Source organism: Shinella zoogloeoides (assembly GCF_022682305.1).
In the GTDB taxonomy this organism is placed as follows: domain Bacteria; phylum Pseudomonadota; class Alphaproteobacteria; order Rhizobiales; family Rhizobiaceae; genus Shinella; species Shinella zoogloeoides_B.
The window spans coordinates 78,899-96,850 of the sequence record NZ_CP093531.1 but is presented as its reverse complement, the minus strand read 5'-3'; the positions used below and the strand labels follow the sequence as shown (position 1 = coordinate 96,850).

Annotated in this window: 15 protein-coding genes; 11 read left to right on the top strand and 4 right to left on the bottom strand. The window is 60.0% G+C overall.

Going from position 1 to position 17,952, the window contains the following annotated elements; all coding sequences use genetic code 11:
• Positions 1 to 3 precede the first annotated feature (3 nt).
• Positions 4 to 1,233 carry a plasmid replication protein RepC gene (gene repC / locus MOE34_RS24580; RefSeq protein ID WP_242225071.1) on the top strand — a complete coding sequence of 410 codons (1,230 nt, stop codon included), beginning with the start codon at positions 4 to 6 and terminating at the stop codon, positions 1,231 to 1,233.
• A 662-nt stretch (positions 1,234 to 1,895) separates the two neighbouring features.
• Here repC and MOE34_RS24575 read toward each other — a convergent pair.
• On the bottom strand, positions 1,896 to 2,114 hold the full coding sequence (locus tag MOE34_RS24575) for a hypothetical protein (protein WP_242225070.1): 219 nt from the start codon (positions 2,112 to 2,114) through the stop codon (positions 1,896 to 1,898).
• A 299-nt stretch (positions 2,115 to 2,413) separates the two neighbouring features.
• Here MOE34_RS24575 and istA point away from each other — a divergent pair, with 299 nt between their 5' ends.
• The 6 genes from istA (at position 2,414) to MOE34_RS24545 (ending at position 6,600) form a co-directional block, all read left to right on the top strand.
• Positions 2,414 to 3,700: an IS21 family transposase gene (istA, locus tag MOE34_RS24570; RefSeq protein WP_242225068.1), complete on the top strand. Its 1,287-nt coding sequence runs from the start codon at positions 2,414 to 2,416 to the stop codon at positions 3,698 to 3,700.
• Positions 3,700 to 4,500, top strand: a complete 801-nt coding sequence (gene istB / locus MOE34_RS24565; protein WP_242225182.1) for an IS21-like element helper ATPase IstB — start codon at positions 3,700 to 3,702, stop codon at positions 4,498 to 4,500. Before istA ends, istB begins: the two co-directional genes overlap by 1 nt.
• A 283-nt stretch (positions 4,501 to 4,783) precedes the next feature.
• Positions 4,784 to 5,008, top strand: coding sequence for a hypothetical protein (locus MOE34_RS24560; RefSeq protein WP_242225065.1), 225 nt, complete (start codon positions 4,784 to 4,786; stop codon positions 5,006 to 5,008).
• Between the two features lie 286 nt (positions 5,009 to 5,294).
• Complete coding sequence (locus MOE34_RS24555) at positions 5,295 to 5,729, top strand: hypothetical protein (protein WP_242225062.1); 435 nt, start codon at positions 5,295 to 5,297, stop codon at positions 5,727 to 5,729.
• 174 nt (positions 5,730 to 5,903) lie between these two features.
• Positions 5,904 to 6,182 (top strand): type II toxin-antitoxin system Phd/YefM family antitoxin, encoded by a 279-nt coding sequence (locus MOE34_RS24550; RefSeq protein WP_242225181.1) that lies wholly within the window; start codon positions 5,904 to 5,906, stop codon positions 6,180 to 6,182.
• On the top strand, positions 6,169 to 6,600 hold the full coding sequence (locus MOE34_RS24545; RefSeq protein WP_242225060.1) for a plasmid maintenance toxin (PemK-like): 432 nt from the start codon (positions 6,169 to 6,171) through the stop codon (positions 6,598 to 6,600). Before MOE34_RS24550 ends, MOE34_RS24545 begins: the two co-directional genes overlap by 14 nt.
• Positions 6,601 to 6,744: 144 nt before the next feature.
• Here the strand turns inward: MOE34_RS24545 and MOE34_RS24540 are convergent, their stop codons facing one another.
• Entirely contained in the window at positions 6,745 to 7,686 is a 942-nt protein-coding gene (locus MOE34_RS24540; protein WP_242225058.1) for a tyrosine-type recombinase/integrase, read from the bottom strand.
• Positions 7,687 to 7,736: 50 nt separating this feature from the next.
• Entirely contained in the window at positions 7,737 to 10,697 is a 2,961-nt protein-coding gene (locus tag MOE34_RS24535; RefSeq protein WP_242225056.1) for a Tn3 family transposase, read from the bottom strand.
• Positions 10,698 to 10,842: 145 nt separating this feature from the next.
• Between MOE34_RS24535 and MOE34_RS24530 the strand changes: the two genes are divergently transcribed.
• A complete protein-coding gene (locus MOE34_RS24530) occupies positions 10,843 to 11,412 on the top strand; it encodes a recombinase family protein (protein ID WP_242225054.1) in 570 nt (189 codons plus the stop codon).
• A gap of 378 nt (positions 11,413 to 11,790) precedes the next feature.
• On the top strand, positions 11,791 to 12,426 hold the full coding sequence (locus tag MOE34_RS24525) for a DUF1062 domain-containing protein (protein ID WP_347342770.1): 636 nt from the start codon (positions 11,791 to 11,793) through the stop codon (positions 12,424 to 12,426).
• Positions 12,427 to 12,671: 245 nt separating this feature from the next.
• Here the strand turns inward: MOE34_RS24525 and MOE34_RS24520 are convergent, their stop codons facing one another.
• Positions 12,672 to 15,644 (bottom strand): Tn3 family transposase, encoded by a 2,973-nt coding sequence (locus MOE34_RS24520; RefSeq protein WP_242225050.1) that lies wholly within the window; start codon positions 15,642 to 15,644, stop codon positions 12,672 to 12,674.
• Between MOE34_RS24520 and MOE34_RS24515 the strand changes: the two genes are divergently transcribed.
• Complete coding sequence (locus tag MOE34_RS24515; RefSeq protein ID WP_242225048.1) at positions 15,625 to 16,413, top strand: recombinase family protein; 789 nt, start codon at positions 15,625 to 15,627, stop codon at positions 16,411 to 16,413. The two genes, MOE34_RS24520 and MOE34_RS24515, sit on opposite strands and share 20 nt — an antisense overlap.
• Complete coding sequence (locus MOE34_RS24510) at positions 16,410 to 17,771, top strand: hypothetical protein (protein ID WP_242225046.1); 1,362 nt, start codon at positions 16,410 to 16,412, stop codon at positions 17,769 to 17,771. Before MOE34_RS24515 ends, MOE34_RS24510 begins: the two co-directional genes overlap by 4 nt.
• The last annotated feature ends 181 nt before the right edge of the window (positions 17,772 to 17,952 follow it).

Below are 17,952 nucleotides of genomic sequence, written 5' to 3'. Positions count from 1 at the left end.
AAAATGCAGATCGGAAATGTGACGACGCCCTTCGGGCGGCGGCCGATGTCGCTTGCCCTTGTGAAGGGGCAGGTGAAGGCGGCCGAAATCAAGAGCGGCAAGACCGCCGATAAATGGAAAATCTTCCGGGACGTCAGCGAAGCCAAGAGTGTGCTCGGCCTTGGGGACCGCGCTATCACGGTCCTGGATGCGCTTCTCACGTTCTACCCCCATATCGAATTGGCGGAAGGGCAGAGCCTCGTGGTTTTCCCTTCAAATGCTCAGCTGTCAGTCCGCGCGCATGGGATCGCCGGCACGACGCTTCGTCGTCATTTGGCGGCGCTTGTGGATGCCGGCCTGATCCATCGCCATGACAGCCCGAACGGGAAACGCTACGCACACAGAACCAAGTCCGGCGAGATCGAGAAAGCGTTTGGCTTCAGCCTGGCGCCACTTTTGGCGCGTGTAGAAGAGTTCGCTCAGTTGGCGCAGCAGGTTGCCGAGGAGCGGCGTGTGTTCAAGCGCGCTAAGGAAGCCCTCTCGATTTGTCGCCGTGACGTCCGCAAGCTGATCACAGCGGCGATCGATGAGGGGGCTGATGGGGACTGGGAAGCCATTGAAGCGATGTATGTCGCCCTTCGCGCTCGCCTTCCCCGCGCTCCGAACCGGGTTGAAACGGAGGCTGTGCTCGAGGAAATGACGATGCTGCGGGATGAGATCGTCAACATCCTGGAAATGCAAATAAATTCACAAAAAACAGATGGCAATGATGTTCAAAATGGTTGCCACATACAGAATTCAAAACCCGAATCCATCCATGAACTTGAACCTCGCTCTGAAAAAGAGCAGGGCGAAAGGCTGGCGCAAGAACCGCAACCGACGAAGCCGGAGCCCGTTACGGACCGAAAAAAATCCTTCCCCCTCGGCATGGTTCTGCGCGCCTGCCCGCAAATCGCCGATTTTGGGCCGGGCGGGGCGATTTCGCACTGGCGCGATCTGATGGGCGCGGCCGTCGTAGTTCGATCGATGCTCGGTGTTAGTCCCTCGGCCTATCAGGAGGCTTGCGAGGTGATGGGGCCGGAAAATGCGGCGATCGCGATCGCCTGCATTCTGGAGCGGGCAGGGCATATCAAGTCGGCTGGCGGGTATCTGCGGGATTTGACGCGCCGTGCAGCCCGGGACGAATTCGGCCTCGGTCCGATGTTGATGGCATTGATGCGGGCAAATGCAGGGGAGGCGCGCAAATTGGCGTAGCGGTAAACCTTGCCCGGCAGGAATTTCAAAGCGGGGAATGCGAAAAGGAGATGCAGGGGGTATCCCATCATCCGCAGCCTTCAAGACGCGTAACCGCAAATCCCCGTCGAGAGCTCTGGCCATCATTCATCACCACCAAGGCGGAGGTTGCGCATATCCGCGGCGTTGCGCGATCTGATCAAGCGCCTGGCAATAGCTGAGGTTTAACGCGCGGGCGATTGCCCCGCGCTTCAGCCTTGACGGCATCAAGGGAAGACTTTCCTTCAACGGGCCTGCTGAGATTTCATGTGGCGGTCGTCGGGCTTCTGAAGTTCAGCATGGAAGCGCTGCTGGCAGCCTACTCCCGACCAAAGCCTCGCATCGGGTGATCGACAAGCCACAAGCCGGCCTTCATTGCCTATTGGCTCCGGCAGGGCGTCGTTCCGGATGCCATATTCGTGCAAGGTCGGCCGGCTGAATTTCCGCTACAATCACGGAGCATATAGACAGCGAGAGCAGTCTTGGGCGCATGGCAGCATTAACTTCTCTCTGTCGAAACCGATACTCCTCCTCCCAATCGGTTTCGGTCGACCGAAGGCTTTCCTCTTCCGAGCCAACGGTCAATTTTTGGAAAACCCGGTGCACCTCCTCCCGCGCCGGGTTTTCTGTTTCTGGTGGTGATCCTATTCCTCCGTCAGCCCGTCAAACACTTCGAGCAAGGCATCGACGATCGCCTGTCCGAGCGCATTGCCGGTTATGGCTATCTGGTCGTCCTTCATGTCGCGGGCGGCGAGTGCCTGGTTACCGCCTTGCTCAGCGACGATGGCTTTCGCCCGCTCGATCGCCCATTGGGCGAAGTCGTTGCGGCTTGAGATCGTCATCGTTTCGGTCTGATCGGTCATTTACGAATTCTTTCAGGATTGGCGGCAAAGTCGTGGCGCGCGGTTTGTATTGCGTCCGCGCATACCGCTCGCTGGACGAGCTTCAAGCCGTATCGAATTTTCGATTGCGTGCAACATAGATTCTGTCAGCCAGGATCGTCGTCTTCCTGCACAGGGCTTTTCCATCCAGTACCTGCAGGTGTTTTCTGACCTTGAGACGGGATTTCGCTGGTAAGCCCCAGAAGGGTGTCGGGCGACATGCACAATTGACCCCCTAGCGACATAGAGAACTGACCCCTTTCGTTAGAGAGGAGGAATAGATGTCAGTTGAGAATTCGATGAATCCTGCATTGCCGAGAGGGGTGCGGGGAGATGCGATGCTTGAGCCTGACGAAGTGATGTCGATGGTGCGTCTGCATAAGAGCGGCTGGGGAGCCAAACGGATAGCGAAGGAATTCCAGTGCGCCCGTAATACGGTTCGCCGTTATCTTCGGGAAGGCGGAACCGTTGCTTACAGGGGCCGCCCGCGCGTTTCGGCGCTGGACGGCCTGGATGCCTGGCTGCGCGAGCGCTTCTTCCGCCACGAGGGCAACGCGGACGTTATCCGCCAGGAACTGGAGAGTGAGCACGGGATCGTCATCAGCCTACGGCAGGTGGAGCGCCGGGTTAGGGTCTGGCGGCGGGAGCTGACGGCGCAGAAGCGGGCGACGGTGCGCTACGAGACCGCGCCCGGTCATCAGATGCAGATTGATTTTGGCGATACGCGGGTCTGGATCGGCGGCGAGCGGGTACGGATTCATGTGTTTGTCGCCACGCTCGGCTATTCGCGCCGGCTGCATATCCGGGCTTCGCAGCGCCAGCGCCAGACGGACTGGTTCGAGGGGATGGAAGGCGCTTTCCTTCGCTTTGGCGGCGTTCCGGCGGAGGTGCTGATCGACAATGCGAAGGCGTTGGTCGAGCACCACGATGCGGTGACGCGCGAGGTCAGGTTCAATGCCCGGCTCCACGCCTTTGCCCGTTACTGGGACTTCAGGCCGCGCGCCTGCGCTCCGTATCGGGCGCGCACGAAGGGCAAGGACGAGCGCGGCGTCGGCTATGTCAAAAAGAACGCAATCGCCGGCCGCCGCTTCGAGACCTGGGCGGCGTTCGAGGCGCATCTGGATCGGTGGACTCGCGAGGTTGCCGACCAGCGGGAGCACGGCACCACCGGCGTTGCGCCGGCGGAGCGCTTTGCCGCGGAGGCCGGGGCGCTGCGCCCGCTTTCCGGCAGGGTAGCATTCGGGCAGTTGCGGGATCTGGTCCGCAAGGTGCAGGCCGACTGCGCCATCGATCTCGACACGAACAGCTATTCGGTGCCCTGGCGCCTGATCGGCGAGAGTGTTCAGGTTGTGGTGCTGGCCGGTCGCGTGATCATCCGCCATGCGGGCCAGGTGGTGGCCGACCATGCCTTGAACGGGGGGCGACGGCAACGGATCGTCGATCGATCCCATTTTGTCGGCATTGCGGGTGTCGAAGGCCCGGTGCGCCTGACGCCGATCGAGATCGCACCCGCCGCACTGCTGCGGCCGCTTGCGGAATATGAAGCGGTTGCCGGAGGGGGCTGGTGATGACGAACGTGGACCATGACCTGCTTATCGCAACGCTCGACCGGCTGAAGCTGACGGCGATCCGCGACCAGCTCGACACGCTGCTCGACGAGGCGGCCCGTTCGAAGATGAACCTGCGCGAGGCCCTGGGCTTCCTGGTGTCGCGCGAGATCGCCCGGCGTGACGAGCGGCGGATCTCCATGTCGAGCAAGATCGCCCAGTTCCCCTTCGTGCGCGAGCTGGACGGCTTCGACTTCGATGCCCAGCCGTCCCTGGATCAGGGGCAGATCCGGGAGCTTGCGACCTGCCGGTGGATTGCCCATGGCGATACGCTCCTGCTCCTTGGCCCTCCCGGAACGGGCAAGACGCATCTTGCCGTCAGCCTCGGCCGCGAGGCGATCCGCCAGAATTACAATGTGCAGTTCATCACCGCGGCGACGTTGGTGGCGACGCTGGCCAAGGCCCATTGTGACGGTTTGCTCGACAAGCAGTTGACGCTTCTGTCGCGGCCGAAACTACTGATCATCGACGAGCTGGGTTATCTGCCCTTCGAGGCCAATGCCGCCCACCTGTTCTTCCAGTTGGTGTCCCGCCGCTATGAGAAGGGCTCGATCCTGATCACCTCAAACCGATCCGTCGGAGAATGGGGAGGTGTCTTTGGAGACCCCGTCGTCGCCACGGCGATCCTGGACCGCCTGCTTCATCATTCCGCGGTCATCACCATCCGGGGCGATAGCTACCGGCTTCGCGAAAAGCGCCGCTCCGGCCTTCTGCAGAAGGCCGGAGCGGCGCTTGAACCCAACGAAACGTCGAGCCAGTGAAGGGGGTCAATTCCTGATGTCGGCAAAGGGGTCAATTCCTCGTGTCGCTTGACAAAGGGGAGGCGGCCACAAACGGCCGGCTGCTTGAATGACATTAATGGGCAATCCTGGCGGCGATGTGAATAGGGGTCGGGAAGGACCGGCCTGCCGCGGAACACGCAGCTCCGATTTCCTGATGTCGCATGCGCGGACAACCGATCGCGGATAAATGGGAGAACGGCCCGGGATTCCCTATGTTGAAGTACTATGAGCAAGAATGTTGTGCCATTCCTGACGACCGTGAATGCGCCCGACAGCACGCAGCTGGATGGCGTCGCTGGCTCATTGCCTTTCGGATCTTGAGCTCGCCAAGGTATTCTCCGGTCAGGTCAGTTCCTTCTTTGGCGAGGTGTGGCTCGATCAGAAGACCGGGTTTGCCGCGGAGTTCGGCATTAGGGTCGATGATCTGAAGACGCTTGCCGCTGCCTTCTCGGCATGGTCCGGCGAGAGCTACCAGCTTGCCGTCTGATGATAGAGACGCACAATCAGCGGTCGTCGGAGTGGTGTCGCCTTTTGGCTATCGCTAGCGACCTTCTGGATCAGGTCAGGGATCAGACTGGTGGTTATCCGTTTCAGTGGTCTTGAGGCGGAGGCACCGCCATGATGCTCCGGATCGATCACCAGGAAAGGTGAAGTGCCATCTCGAATCGACGGAGAGGTATGCTGTCCAAAAACGAACCTGACAACACACTCTGAGCCCGACGAGAATGATCCATTCATACTTGATCGCTATGTCGGCTTGAGAAACTTCACTCGTGGCAAGGTTCGATATGTCCGGCGTTATCGTTCATCATGAAAGATTCAACACCGTGAAGGCCCGGTACGGTCTGTACGTCCTACAGTCAATGAAGGATGGAACGGTTTTCCGTATTGGTGCCTCTGGTGTGAACGGCAAGGGAGATCTTGCCGGTCGCTTCAAAACACATCGTGCCAGGGCTATTCCCGATGGCTTATGGACAAACCGACATCGCCCTTGGCGGCCGATCTGGGCGGTAGAATTCCGTGATGGCGACAGAGCTCTGACGGGGGCCGCGGAGCGCATCCTCTATGTAAATCTGATACATCACTTTAAAGCTGTTGACGTATCGGGTTTCATGGCGTCACCAGGTGACGTTGGAATGATACGAAATCTTGGAGACGCCAGTGCGCAGCTGCTTGCGGAGTTCTTCGACCGGCAGCGGAAACTGTAGAAGGACATGCTTTTCACCGAGCAGCGTCGGCAACCGTCGATCCCGCTATCTCCGCCCAACAGCGATGATGGCCTTGGCATCCTGCGCCGTCCGACAGTCGGCACGCCGGCCGGCGGCACAGCAATCTTGCAAGTCTTCCGTAAAATCCGTATATTCCGTAAAAAGGAGTTTGCTATGACCTCCACTGTTACGGCCGCTGCGGTCTCGAAGAATTTTGGCGCCTATCAGGATGCCGCCGTCCGTGATCCGGTGATCATCACCAAGAACGGTCGGCCGCGCACGGTGCTAATCGCCTATGAGGATTACCTGCGACTGACGAAACGCGACCGGCGCGTCGAGCTGACCGCTACACTCGGGGATGACGATCTCGCCGCCATCGAAGCCTCCGCAATGGAGGGAGATTTCGATCATCTCAACGCCGAGCTTCTGACGGGAAAACATGCTGCCGACTGAACCGAAGGTCGGCTGGGTCTTTCGCTATTCCTATCTTTGGCACTGGCAACTCCTCGAAGGCCGCGAGGAGGGGGACAAGGATCGCCCGGCACTGGTGCTGGCGATCGTCGCGCATCTTGAGGATGGCAGACCGGCGGTGAGGGTGCTGCCGATCACCCACAGCCCACCATCCGATGCTGAAGACGCGATCGAGATCCCGCCGGCGACCAAGCGACGCTTCGGGCTCGACGACGAGCGTTCCTGGATTGTGTTGACCGAAAGCAACCGGTTCGTCTGGCCGGGTCCGGACATGCGGCCGGTCGACAGCGATACAGGATATTTCGGGCCGCTGCCGCCGGCATTGTTTGCCGAGGTCAAGCGACGGTTTGTCGAGCTGGCCCGTGCGCAACGGCATCGGGCCACGGCGCGCAGTGAATGACCGAACCGGCTTTCTCCTTCCCCCCAGGCTGTCTTGAAGATCGTGGCGGACGTCGCGGGCAAGAAGGTTGATCTTTCCCGCATCGCAGAGCGTTCCCGACATGGTTCCAAGGTCTGAGCAGGTTCACTGACAGGGGAGGGGAGTCTATAGCCCTGCCGCTTTGGTGAGATTGACCCTGAACCTGTCGCGTCGGCGCTGATAGCGCCGCGTCATCTCCGCCGAGGCATGGCCGAGCTGCTTTTGAACATGTCGCTCGTCGACCTCAGCGGAGGACGCGAGACCGGCGCGCAGCGAATGGCCTGCAAACTTCTCCCCGCGCTCGGCCTCGGATAGCTCGCCGCGCACACCGGCGGCAAGCGCCGTCTTCTTGACCAAGCGCGCCACCTCCTGGTCGTTCAGCCGGTCTGGGCCGATATCCTTGCCCTGACCGGTGACACGGCGAAACAGCGGACCCCGGGCGATCTTCGCGAAGCGGATCCAGGTCTCCATCGCGGTGACGGGGCAGGTGGCGTCGGACGAGCCACGGCCGATCTCGACCTCACGCCAGCCGGTCTTGCCGCGCAGGGTCACCAGCATGCCCTTGTCCAAAATCTCGATCCAGCCGCGGCCGTTTTCTGTTTGCTCGCGGCCGAGGTCGAGGCCGGTGATCTCCGAACGGCGCAGGCCGCCGGCAAAGCCGATGAGCAGCATGGCCCGGTCCCTGATGCCGCGCAGGCTCCCCCTGTCGAGCGTCTCCAGCATGGCGATGAGGTCCTCGGGCAGGATCGCTTCCTTCTGCCGCGGCGGCGCCGCGTGCCGGTTGCGGATGCCGGCCATCACGGTGGCGATCGCGCGATCCTTGCGATCGAGCGGCATGCCGCGCTGCGCGCAGTTCCAGCCGATGGCGGCCAGGCGCCGCTCGATGGTCGAGACGCTGTTCGGTCGGTCGCCGCGCTCCGCTGTCCCGGCGGCGCAGGCGGTGATGTAGAGACCGACGACCTGCGGATCCGGGGGGAGGGGGGAGAGGTTCTGCCGCCGGCACCAGGCGGCAAAGTGTTTCCAGTCGGAGGCATAGGCTTTCCGCGTGTTGGCCGAACTGGAGGGCATCGCGTTGGTTTCCCGCTGAACAACGGTTGGCGTGAACAGGGACAGAACACTCAGGCTGCCCACGCTCCGTCAGAGATGACAAGTGTTTTTCGCGACCTGCGTCTAGCGGCCTGCTCCCAGAGGAAATCGCCGGAGAATGCGATATGCTCCCATCCGACCGGTGAGGTATGTGCCATCATTGCGTCTTCCACGACCTTACCGGTCGAACGTAGATGCGCAAGTGCGTCGGCCATATAGGTCGAATTCCAGTACACGATCGCGGCGATGACGAGGTTGAGGCCGGAGGCGCGGTATTGCTGGCCCTCATGGCTGCGATCGATGATACGGCCCTGCCTGAACGTGCAGATTGCCTGCGTAAGGGCATGACGCTGTTCACTCTTATTCAGGCCGGCTTGGCAACGCTGGCGCAGTGTCGGATTCTCCAGCCAATCCAGCATGAACAGGGTTCGCTCAACCTTGCCGATTTCCTGAAGGGCGACATCGAGCTGGTTCTGACGCTCGTAAGCAGCGAGCTTTCGCAGCATGGTTGAAGGCGCGACCTGGCCCGACTTCAGGGAGGCGACGAGCCGCAGCACATCGTCCCAATGCTCACGGATGATGTCCGCGCGGACCCTCTTTCCGAGAAGAGGCGCCAGATCCGGATAGCTGCCGGTCGGCTCGATCGGGATAAGACGCCGATCCGGGAAGTCGCGCAACCGCGGGCAAAACCGGAATCCAAGAGCGGCGCAGAGCGCGAAGACGTGATCAGTTGCGCCACCAGTATCGGTGTAATGCTCGGAGATATTGAGACCCGTGCCATGCTGCAGCAAACCATCGAGGACATAGGGCGCTTCATGGGTGGCGGCCGAGATGACCTTCACATGATAAGGGCCATGCTGGTCGGATACGTGGGTATAAAATCCGAACCCCGGATCGACGCCGTATCGGGCATTTACATCACCGCCGGTCTTCGCCCGCTTTCCGGCGCGGAAGAATTGACCGTCTGAGCTTGACGTCGTGCCGTCGCCCCAGACCGACGCGATTGGCAAACGGTGGTGCGCATCGATGATCGTTGCAAGGGCGGCGGCATAGGTATCGTCCCGAATGTAGGCGTCCTTGGTCCATATCAATTGATCTCGGGTGATGCCTTCGCTGGCGCGGGCCATGCGGGAAAGGCCGAGATTGGTGGCGTCGGCGAGGATCGCGGCCAGCATTGCACTGTCGTTCGGGCATGTCTGACCCGTCCTCAGGTTCGTGAACGCTCCAAGGAAGCCGGTCTGGCTAGCGACCTCGTGCAGCAACTCGGTGATCCGTATGCGCGGCATCATACCCTCGATCCGGCTGACGAGGGTTTCCGCGTCGGCGGAAACCACGGATTTCAAGGGTGTGATGCTCAGGCGGCTTCCATCGAAGTTGACGCCTCCAACCTGATTTTTCTGGAGACGTTTTGAGAACCGCTTCAGCCGCCAGTCCAATTCCCGGCCCCGCTGCTCCAGCCAATCGTCAGCAGATGCGGGCAGCCCTAAATCTTTGACGACTGGCGCCGCCATTTGCGGAGGCAGGAGATAACTGTCGAAGCGGCGATATGACGATGAGCGCTCTACCCAGACGTCGCCCGACCGCAGCTTATTGCGTAGATGCGCGAGTGTCGCGACCTCGTAGAGCTTACGATTGATCTTGCCGTCCGGGCCAACCACAATTTTCTGCCAGTCCTTTTTGAACGGCATTGGCGCGTCAGTCGGCAAATCTCGTTTTCCAGTTCGATGAGCCTCTCGGAGCACCTTCACAGCCGAAACGGTCCGCGCGCTGCCTCTACTGGCCTTGAACTCAAGCGCCTCGATCAGCGCCGGCGCAAATTTCCGCAGTGTCGCATAGCGATCAGCGGCAACAATCAGAGGATCCTGATCCGCAGTGTCCGCAATTTCTGCCACCTCGTGACGCGCTCGTAGCAGATTTGCCCAGCCGACCGATGCATTGATGGCGTCGATCGGATCGCTGTCGGTCTCGATGGCGTCCGCCAACGCATCGATTGTGCCTCGAAACAGACGCATTAACCGCGACACATCCTTCGCGGTCGCCTCATATTTGCGGGCCTTGGAATTCTTGGCCCGAGTGAACATCGAACCAATCAGCTTGTCCGCCATATCGATCGCGGCATCTGTCAGGCGTTCCTCGGCGTCGATCAGGAATGCGACCAATGTCGCTCGCCGTCGTGAAGCGGTGTAGCGCTCGATCATATACGATGGCGACATACGCCCTTCACGGACGAACTGGCGATACCGGTCGGGATGCAGGGCCACACTGTTGGCAACAGGAATGCCAACCGCCCTGACAAAGGTCAACCGTTCCAGAATATCGCGAACGTTGTCGGCTTTCGCTGCGACCGGCATGGCCTTCAGCCACGCCAGAGATGACAAGCCGGTTTTCGGGTCGCTCTGAGCGAGAGAATCGAGAACGCTAAACTGGCGAGCAGTCAGACCACCGATGAGAGCCTGGCATGCATGTTTGCGCGCTCGCGCCCTTCCGGCAATTCCGGCCCTCTCGATTGTTGAGAGCGTGGGAAGCACGATCCCGGCCTGCCGCAATGTCGTGATGATGTGCATGGCGATCGGCATTCCCTTGTCTGTCGCCGTCGCGGCGACTTCTCCCGCTTCGATCATCATAGGGATATCGCCACGTTCGGCCGCCCGCATGCCCATCATCTGGGCTATTTCACGCGCATGATCCGTCATCGTCTGGCTTCTAAGCCCATAGCTGGCAAGATCATCAGGTCGAACGTCGATCTGCTCTGCCACGAAGGAAACCATCGAAGCCGGGATCGAGCCGAGGATTCGAGCCATAGGCACACCCGGATGACGAAGGGTGCAAAGCTGCAGAGCAAAACCGAGCTTGTTATGATCTTCGCGCCGATCCCGGATCAGGTCGAGATCATCCGGCTCAAAGGTGTAGAGGCGGGCCAGGCCATCGCGATCGTCAGGGAGAGATAAGAGCTGTCGCCGTTCGTGCTCTGTCAGAAGTTCATGTTTGCGCATCTCTACCCCGCCAACTCGTCCACAAAAGGGCGTGATATTCTATGGACAGCGCGGAATAAAGAGACGTATTCTATGGACGATTTTTCATTGTCGGAATGAGGTCGGTTGTCACCGTCCACAGAACGGCCGTTTGGGAGACGCCATCATGGGGGCAATTCTTGGATATGCGCGCGTCTCGACCGGCGATCAGGATGTAGCGGGTCAGACGCTGCGTCTCGAACAAGCCGGAGCGATCAAGGTGTTCACTGATGTGAAGTCCGGCAAGAGCATGGATCGGCCCGGTCTGGGGGATCTTATTGCCTATGCTCGTGCCGGCGACACACTGGCGATCGTTCGGCTCGACCGCCTCGGCCGGTCGTTGGCCGAACTGCTTGAGACCGTGAAGATGCTGCGCGAGCGCCAGATCGACCTACTGAGCCTTGAAGAGAAGATCGATACGTCGTCGGCCGCCGGCGAACTCATCTTTCATGTCTTCGGCGCCATCGCTCATTTTGAACGTAGGTTGATATCGGAACGTACCAAGGACGGTATCGCCGCCGCAAGGACGAAAGGGAAGTTGCCAGGCCGGCAACCGCTGGACATGAAAAGGGTCGAAGCGGCAATCAAACTTATCGAAGCAAAAACATCTCCGACGGAAGCAGCCCGGCAGCTTGGGCTTGGGCGCTCTACTGTCTATCGTGAGATGCGTCGTCTGGGTATCCAACGACCGGCCTGATCAAATCGCATCATCGGAAGTTGCAAAAAAGCCGCAACACCTCAGGTTTCAGCTTTCCACTGCCGTTAAGGACTCCAAATCAAACCGGTCATTTGTTATCGCTTTGGTTGAAGAGCGTTGGCGCATCGAGGTAGACTTTGCCTAAGTAAATACCGGTCTCAATCCAGTTTCACCCTTACTGCCGGATAGCGATCTGCTGTCGGCGTATAATTCTGTTCATCGGGTGGCGGCAAGAGACCGGTTTGGCATTGTTACAATGTGCCAGTGCAGCTCCGCTGTCTCAGCTCTTCAGCCGCCCAATAGCATCGCCACACCGTGCCCTTCAGGGGTTTCTCATGCACCATCTTGGTGGACTTCCGAACGGAAGACCAAGACGGTATGTGCAATACACTTCAGGTCCAATGGACCATTATACCCACAACACCTCCCCAGCCGTGGATCGCATGCAGCGGATGTGGTGGCATGAGAGCATTTCAATCCAGTGGCAAAATTCGGCTCAACGCCAACGGCCGCAAGCTCGACGCATGGCTCATCTACAAATGCCTGGCATGCGAAAAGACTTGGAACCGGCCGATTTTCGAGCGGCAGAATGTTCGCGACATCAATCCCGACACCCTTGCAGCGTTGCAGTCCAACGATCCTCAGTGGGTCCGGGCCGAGGCGTTTAACCTGGAACCTCTGAAGCGGAAGGCGCAAAGGGTTGATGAGTTTGATGATTACGCCATCGAAAAGGCCACGATGCTTGAAGCTGAGGACTGGACGAAATTGGTGATCGTCTTGGTAACTCCTATCCCGACCAGCACACGCCTTGATCGTTTGCTTTCGTCGGAGTTGAGGATTTCGCGCTCGCGGCTTCAGAAGTTGAACGAAGACGGTTTTCTCCAGGCAACATCTGACCGCGCCAATGCAATGCGGCGGCATATTAAGACCGGCACGGTGATCACTATCGATCTATCCGACGAGGCGGATCGAGAGCAATCGTGGAAGCCCCTGGCGACGGGTGGACCCCTTTAGACACAATGGCGGAGGCCTGACATCTCCAAGCCTTCGCCCACGAATGTTCAACTCTGCCGTTGTTTAGCGGGAAATCAACGCGATCCCCTCAACTGGCGGCCTCGACATAGCCGCGGGCGCGCTCGGCGAGGTCTTGCAGCTGGGCCGGTAGGGGAGGGGTCTCGGAGACTGCGGTGACGGCGACGGACATGCCCTCGGCCGCCGGCGTGCTGTAGGGGTAGGCGCAGGATACGTGTAAAAACCGGTCACAAGGGAATTTCAAACGGCAGAGGGGCCTGATTGAGTGGTTGAGGGAGATCCTCCATGTTGATTGAGTATTTCCCGAAGCGCCGGATTTTCGCTCGCGCGTAGGGGCTTAGGGCGGCTGCGAGCTCTGGCGTGACAGTCAGACCGTCGGCAGCCATGGAGTTGATGACGTCGGTTAGGTCGGCGACGTTGGATAGCATGATGGCATTGGCGACGAGGCTTGCATATTTGACCTGCTTTTCCTGCTCGACCGGATCTCCGCTCTTGATGACGGGGCCACCGAAGGTGATCCAGTCGAGAAAGTCATTGAAGGATTCAATTTTGGTCGTCTCGGCGCGAATGGAGCGCCGGACCTGGGGATCGGAGATGTAGCGCAACAGGAATAACGTCCTTTCGACCCGGCCGAGTTCCCGGAAGGCCTGATAGAGCCGGTTTTTGCGGTTGTGCGAGCTGAGTTTTCGCAGCAACATCGAGGGCAGCACCAGACCCGCCTGAATGGAGAGGATCACTTGCATCATGTCCTGCCAGTGCGTCTCGATCAGCCGCCAGTCGATCTCGCGGCCGAAGAGCGCGTCGATGTGCTGGTAGGAGGCCGACCTGTCGGCACGATAGAAAGTCACATCCGCCCAGTTGCGCATGCGCGGCATCAACTTGATCCCAAGCAGACGCGCCAGCCCGAAGACAGGTTCACTCTGGCCCTGCGTGTCGGCATGCAGGGTGTCCGGCTGAACAGTCGAACGGTTTTTCAGGAGGCCGTCGAGGATATGGATGGCTTCCCAGACACCGCAGGGAATGAAGGTGGTGAACAGCGCGACGTAATTGTCGGCGATATGGTGGTAGGCGATGCCGCCGTAGGCGCCATAGCGGATATGCTGAGAGCCCAGCAGATTGTTTTCGCGCAGCGGAATGTGAGTGCCATCTGCGATCGCTGCCTGACCGGCGCCCCACAGCTTCGGCAACTCGAAACGATCATAGGCATTGATCAGGTCGGTCATCGCGGCTTCGAGCTTGGCCGTGTCGATATGCTGGGCATTGAGCCGGCGCAGGGTATCGGCGCTGGCGATGCCGACAGCATGACGGGCGGTCTGGACGGGACCGAGATTGCAGCCATAACCGAACACGGTGAGGATATAGCGCTGCAGCGCCCTTGCCACCTTCGGATCGGCACCCGAAGGCGGCCCGAAGTGGCGGGTAAATGCGGTCCAGCTGGTACTGTCCTTCAGAATATCGAGCAGATGTCGCTCGCGCATGCGGGCATGGACTTCGGCTTCGAAGGTTACCAGCCCCTCTGGCCGGCTGGATGCCTTCTGCTGCTTGAGGTGCGGTACGCCGTCGGCATCGATGCTCAGTTCGGTATTTTCCGGAAAGCCTGCGTCAACGGCGGCGGTGGCCGCCATCAGCTGTTCCTTCATCCATGCGGCAAATTCCTCTCCGGAGCGCGGCAGTCCAAGGTCAGCGCAATAGTCGGCCAGTCTTGCCTCGCAGTCCGACCAGGTCAGGAGCTGGGTGCGGTAATCATCGAAGGTCTCGGCCCCGACGATAAAAAGATCGCCTGCTTGCAGCGCATCGGCCAGATGGATGAACACACAGACTTCAAAGGCACGCCGGTCCAGCATGACGCCCGCCTTGCGGCGCTTGACCACAAAGCTTTGCCACCGCTGCGAGGCGAACGACAGGTCGATATCATAGGCCAGTTCGTCCCGGCGGGCGCTCCTGTTGTCGATGACGATGGCAAGCGCTTCCAGCAGGCTGAGGTCCTGCGTCGTCGACCTGATATCCATCAGGTCGAGCAACCTGAACAGCAGCGCACGAACCCTGGCATGGATCGGCCACAGGAGCGGCAGATCATTGTTGTGGTGAAAGGCCGAGACGGTCTCGCATTGCTCCGACAGAAGATCGAGCCCGCCGCGTTCCGCCAATACGGCCCTGATGCGACGGCCAACCTCCATGTCGGTTTCGCTCTGCCTGGTGCTCTCCAGCACCTGCCCCAATACCGTGATCAGTTTCTCCTCGATCTCCCGGTGCTCGTCCTGCAGGGATTTCAGCTTTTCCCTGGCGGCGTTCTGGGTTTTGCGCACCCGGCGCAGCAGCATCTCGATCAATTCATCGCGACACTGCGCGCGGGCCTGCTGGATCAGACACAGAATGAGCGTATGGCGCTTGCCCGGCCGGCTGATATCGAGAAGATCGCTCACCTCCAGGCCGCGAGCCTCGGCGGCAAACTGCCGTCGCTTGGTATGGGCGATCTCCTGAAGGAGAGGGTCGGGATCAAGCATGTCAGTCAGCCATCCAAGCCGTTCCGTCCAGAGCTTGATCGTTTCCGGGCGGGCGGGACCCGGCGCATGCTTGAGGCGATTGAAGCTGGTTGTCACCGCACCGGGTGCCACGACCAGCAACCCATCCAGAAAGGCGGCATCTTCCTCGACCAGACGCTCCGCGATCCGGGCATAGATCGTCGTATGAACCTTCGTGCGCAGGTGATTGGCCAGCCGATCGAGCGTGCTGAACGCCGGCAGATCGATCGACGCCTTGCCCAGAACCTCGATCGCCAGATTGATCAGGTCAGCCGGATCGCTCATCGTCGCCGCCGCTTCCGTGATCGCGGCCGTCAGCAGTTCCTCGCCCCTCTCGTTATAAGTCACGACATCGAGAAAGGCCCAGACCGCCGTTCGATACCGGTAAAGCGTCTTGTCGCCGGCGGCTTCAACAAGGCCTGCCTGCGGATCGGCCAAGCCCAGCTGCGATGCAAGATAGGCGATCGTTTCGCCGTGGAGATCAGCCGGGGCCGGAAAGAATCCGAGATCCTGTCGTGCCTTCAGCAAAGCAGCCAATGTCAGACGGCCGGAAGCACCGCGCGCCTTGCTGCTGATGAAGACGAGATCGGCCTCGCTCAGACTGTACCGGTGTTCCAGCTCCTGCCGGGTGAGGCGCTCCCCGGAATGAGGGTAGGCGGTGCGGTCGATCGCTGTCATAAGATGTCCAGAAAAGGGTTCGCCGAAGGGGTGGAAAAAAGTGCGCAAAATGAAGGCTTCGGGACATAGCGATCCGCCGTCCAGAAAGGAATACATTAAAGGACAGCGCAGCACGGCACCCACGCCGCAGCAGAACCATGCGGCGCTCTATCTGCGGGTCTCCACCCCCGACCAGAAGCCCGACCTGCAATATGACGGCCTGCGTGCTTACGCCGAGCGCGCCGGTCTCACCATCGTCGGCGAATATTGCGACATTGCCGTTTCCGGCCGCCGCGAAGGGCGCCCCAGGCTCAACGCCCTGATGACCCGCGCTCGCAACCGCGAACTCGATTGTGTCCTGGTCTGGAAGTTCGACCGCTTCGCCCGCTCGACCCGCCATCTCCTGACGGCGCTTGAGGAATTCGACCATCTCGGCGTGCGCTTCATCAGCCTGCAGGACCAGATCGACACCGCAAGTCCCATGGGACGAGCGATGTTCACCATCATCGGCGCCATGGCCGAACTGGAATCCTCCCTGATCAGCGAGCGCGTCACCGCCGGTATGCAGGCCGCTCGCGCGCGAGGCAAATCCCTTGGCCGGCCAAAGTTGTCCGCTCGTGTGGTCAAGGAAATCGAAACGCTCGCGACATCCACGGATCTCAGCATCCGCAAGATACAGGCGGCTGTCGAAGGCCGGGCCAGCCGGGGACGCATTGGTGAGATCGTCAGGCAGGCAAGATCACGTAATAAAGGCAGCATACCCGCTTTGGCGCTGGGGGATCATCCATGAACGCAAACCACTTCAACATGAGCGCCCTCGTCAAATTCCTGGGTCGTGACGACTGGGCGATTGAGTTCGACGAAGTGATGGGCGATCATTTTTGGCCCGTCATGGACGCATTCGACCTTGATCACGACGAGATCAGTGAGGTGGTTGGCTCCCATTGGGCCATGACCCTCTGGGGATGCGCCTTCGAGGATTTCCTCACCCAGGCCTTCGAACCGGACAACCGGACCTTCGTCGATATCTATCTCAAGAGCCGGGGGTTCAAGGAAACCGCCCGCAGCAAGGCCTATCTCAAAGCAATCAGCACCTCCGTCATCAGCCTCTACGAGATCAGCGAGATCGTGCCCGGTAAATCTTTTCTGGCGCGCGATCTTCTGCGCAGTGGCGACCCCGTGACCGTCAGCGAAGGAACGGCGACCCAGACCTTACGGCAATGGGAAAAGATCGCCGCCCGTATCGTCCATGTCGGCGGCGTCAACGTCATAACCGGTGGCCTGTTGCCCTATTCGCCGGAAGCATCCGAAGCCCTGCTTGAAGGGCTGAAGGAAATGTCCGGCAAGAAGAGATCGCGCAAAAAGCTGATCCTCGATGACGACACCCTGCGTCTGGCAGCGCCGCTGTTCACCCATGCCTGGCTGTTCGACACCTTGCCCAGGATGCTCGGCGATACCCAGCCGCTCGTCTGCAACAGCGATGGCGACGACATCGTGTTCCATGAGGTGCGCTTTCCCATGGAAACCGGCATCACGGAAAAAGACATCGCCGAACGTTTCGCCGGGATCGCCGACCTGCGCCAGGAGAACCCGACATTCTGGAACTGGCTCGGCCAGCCGCCGGCCAAGGACGCCACCAAACCGGTCCACCCGGACGCTCTGGTTGCCGGCGTCACCATGGAGGACGGCACGCCCGTCCTCGGCAACCTCGAAGTCAAGGGCCGTTTTCTCGTCCTCATGGTCAACTCGGCCGAGCGCGCGCAAAGAGGCACAAAACTCTTGCAAGACATCCTCGGCAAAATGGTTCGTGCGCCGCTCACCAGCATCCAGACCATAGAACAACTGAAAGCCGCGCATCAGGGAAGAAGGTCATCAGCCGACGATATCCCGCCCGAAGTGGCGACCCCGCTCGTCCATGCCATGCTCGACAAACAATATCGCGCCACTCTCGATGAGCCTGTCGGCATGCTCGGTGACATCTCGCCGCGCGCCGCCGCCCGTACCAAGGCCGGGCGCGAAAAGGTTGCCGAATGGCTCAAATACCTGGAAATGCGATCATCGTCCGGACCGGACCCGAAAGACCCGATGGCCACCTATGATTTCGGGTGGATATGGAAAGAACTCAAAATCGAAGACCTCAGACGATAGCGTGAAAACGCTTGTGACCGGTTTTTACACGTATCCTGCACCTACCCGCTGTACGGCGGCGCAGAGCTGTCCGAAGCATGAATTTTGCTGTTTTCGTCGACGATTCGGGCTGTCCTCCGCATTTAATCAACGGACAGTAACTGACTGATATGTCCGAATCAGGCCCGAGGTTTATGGACGG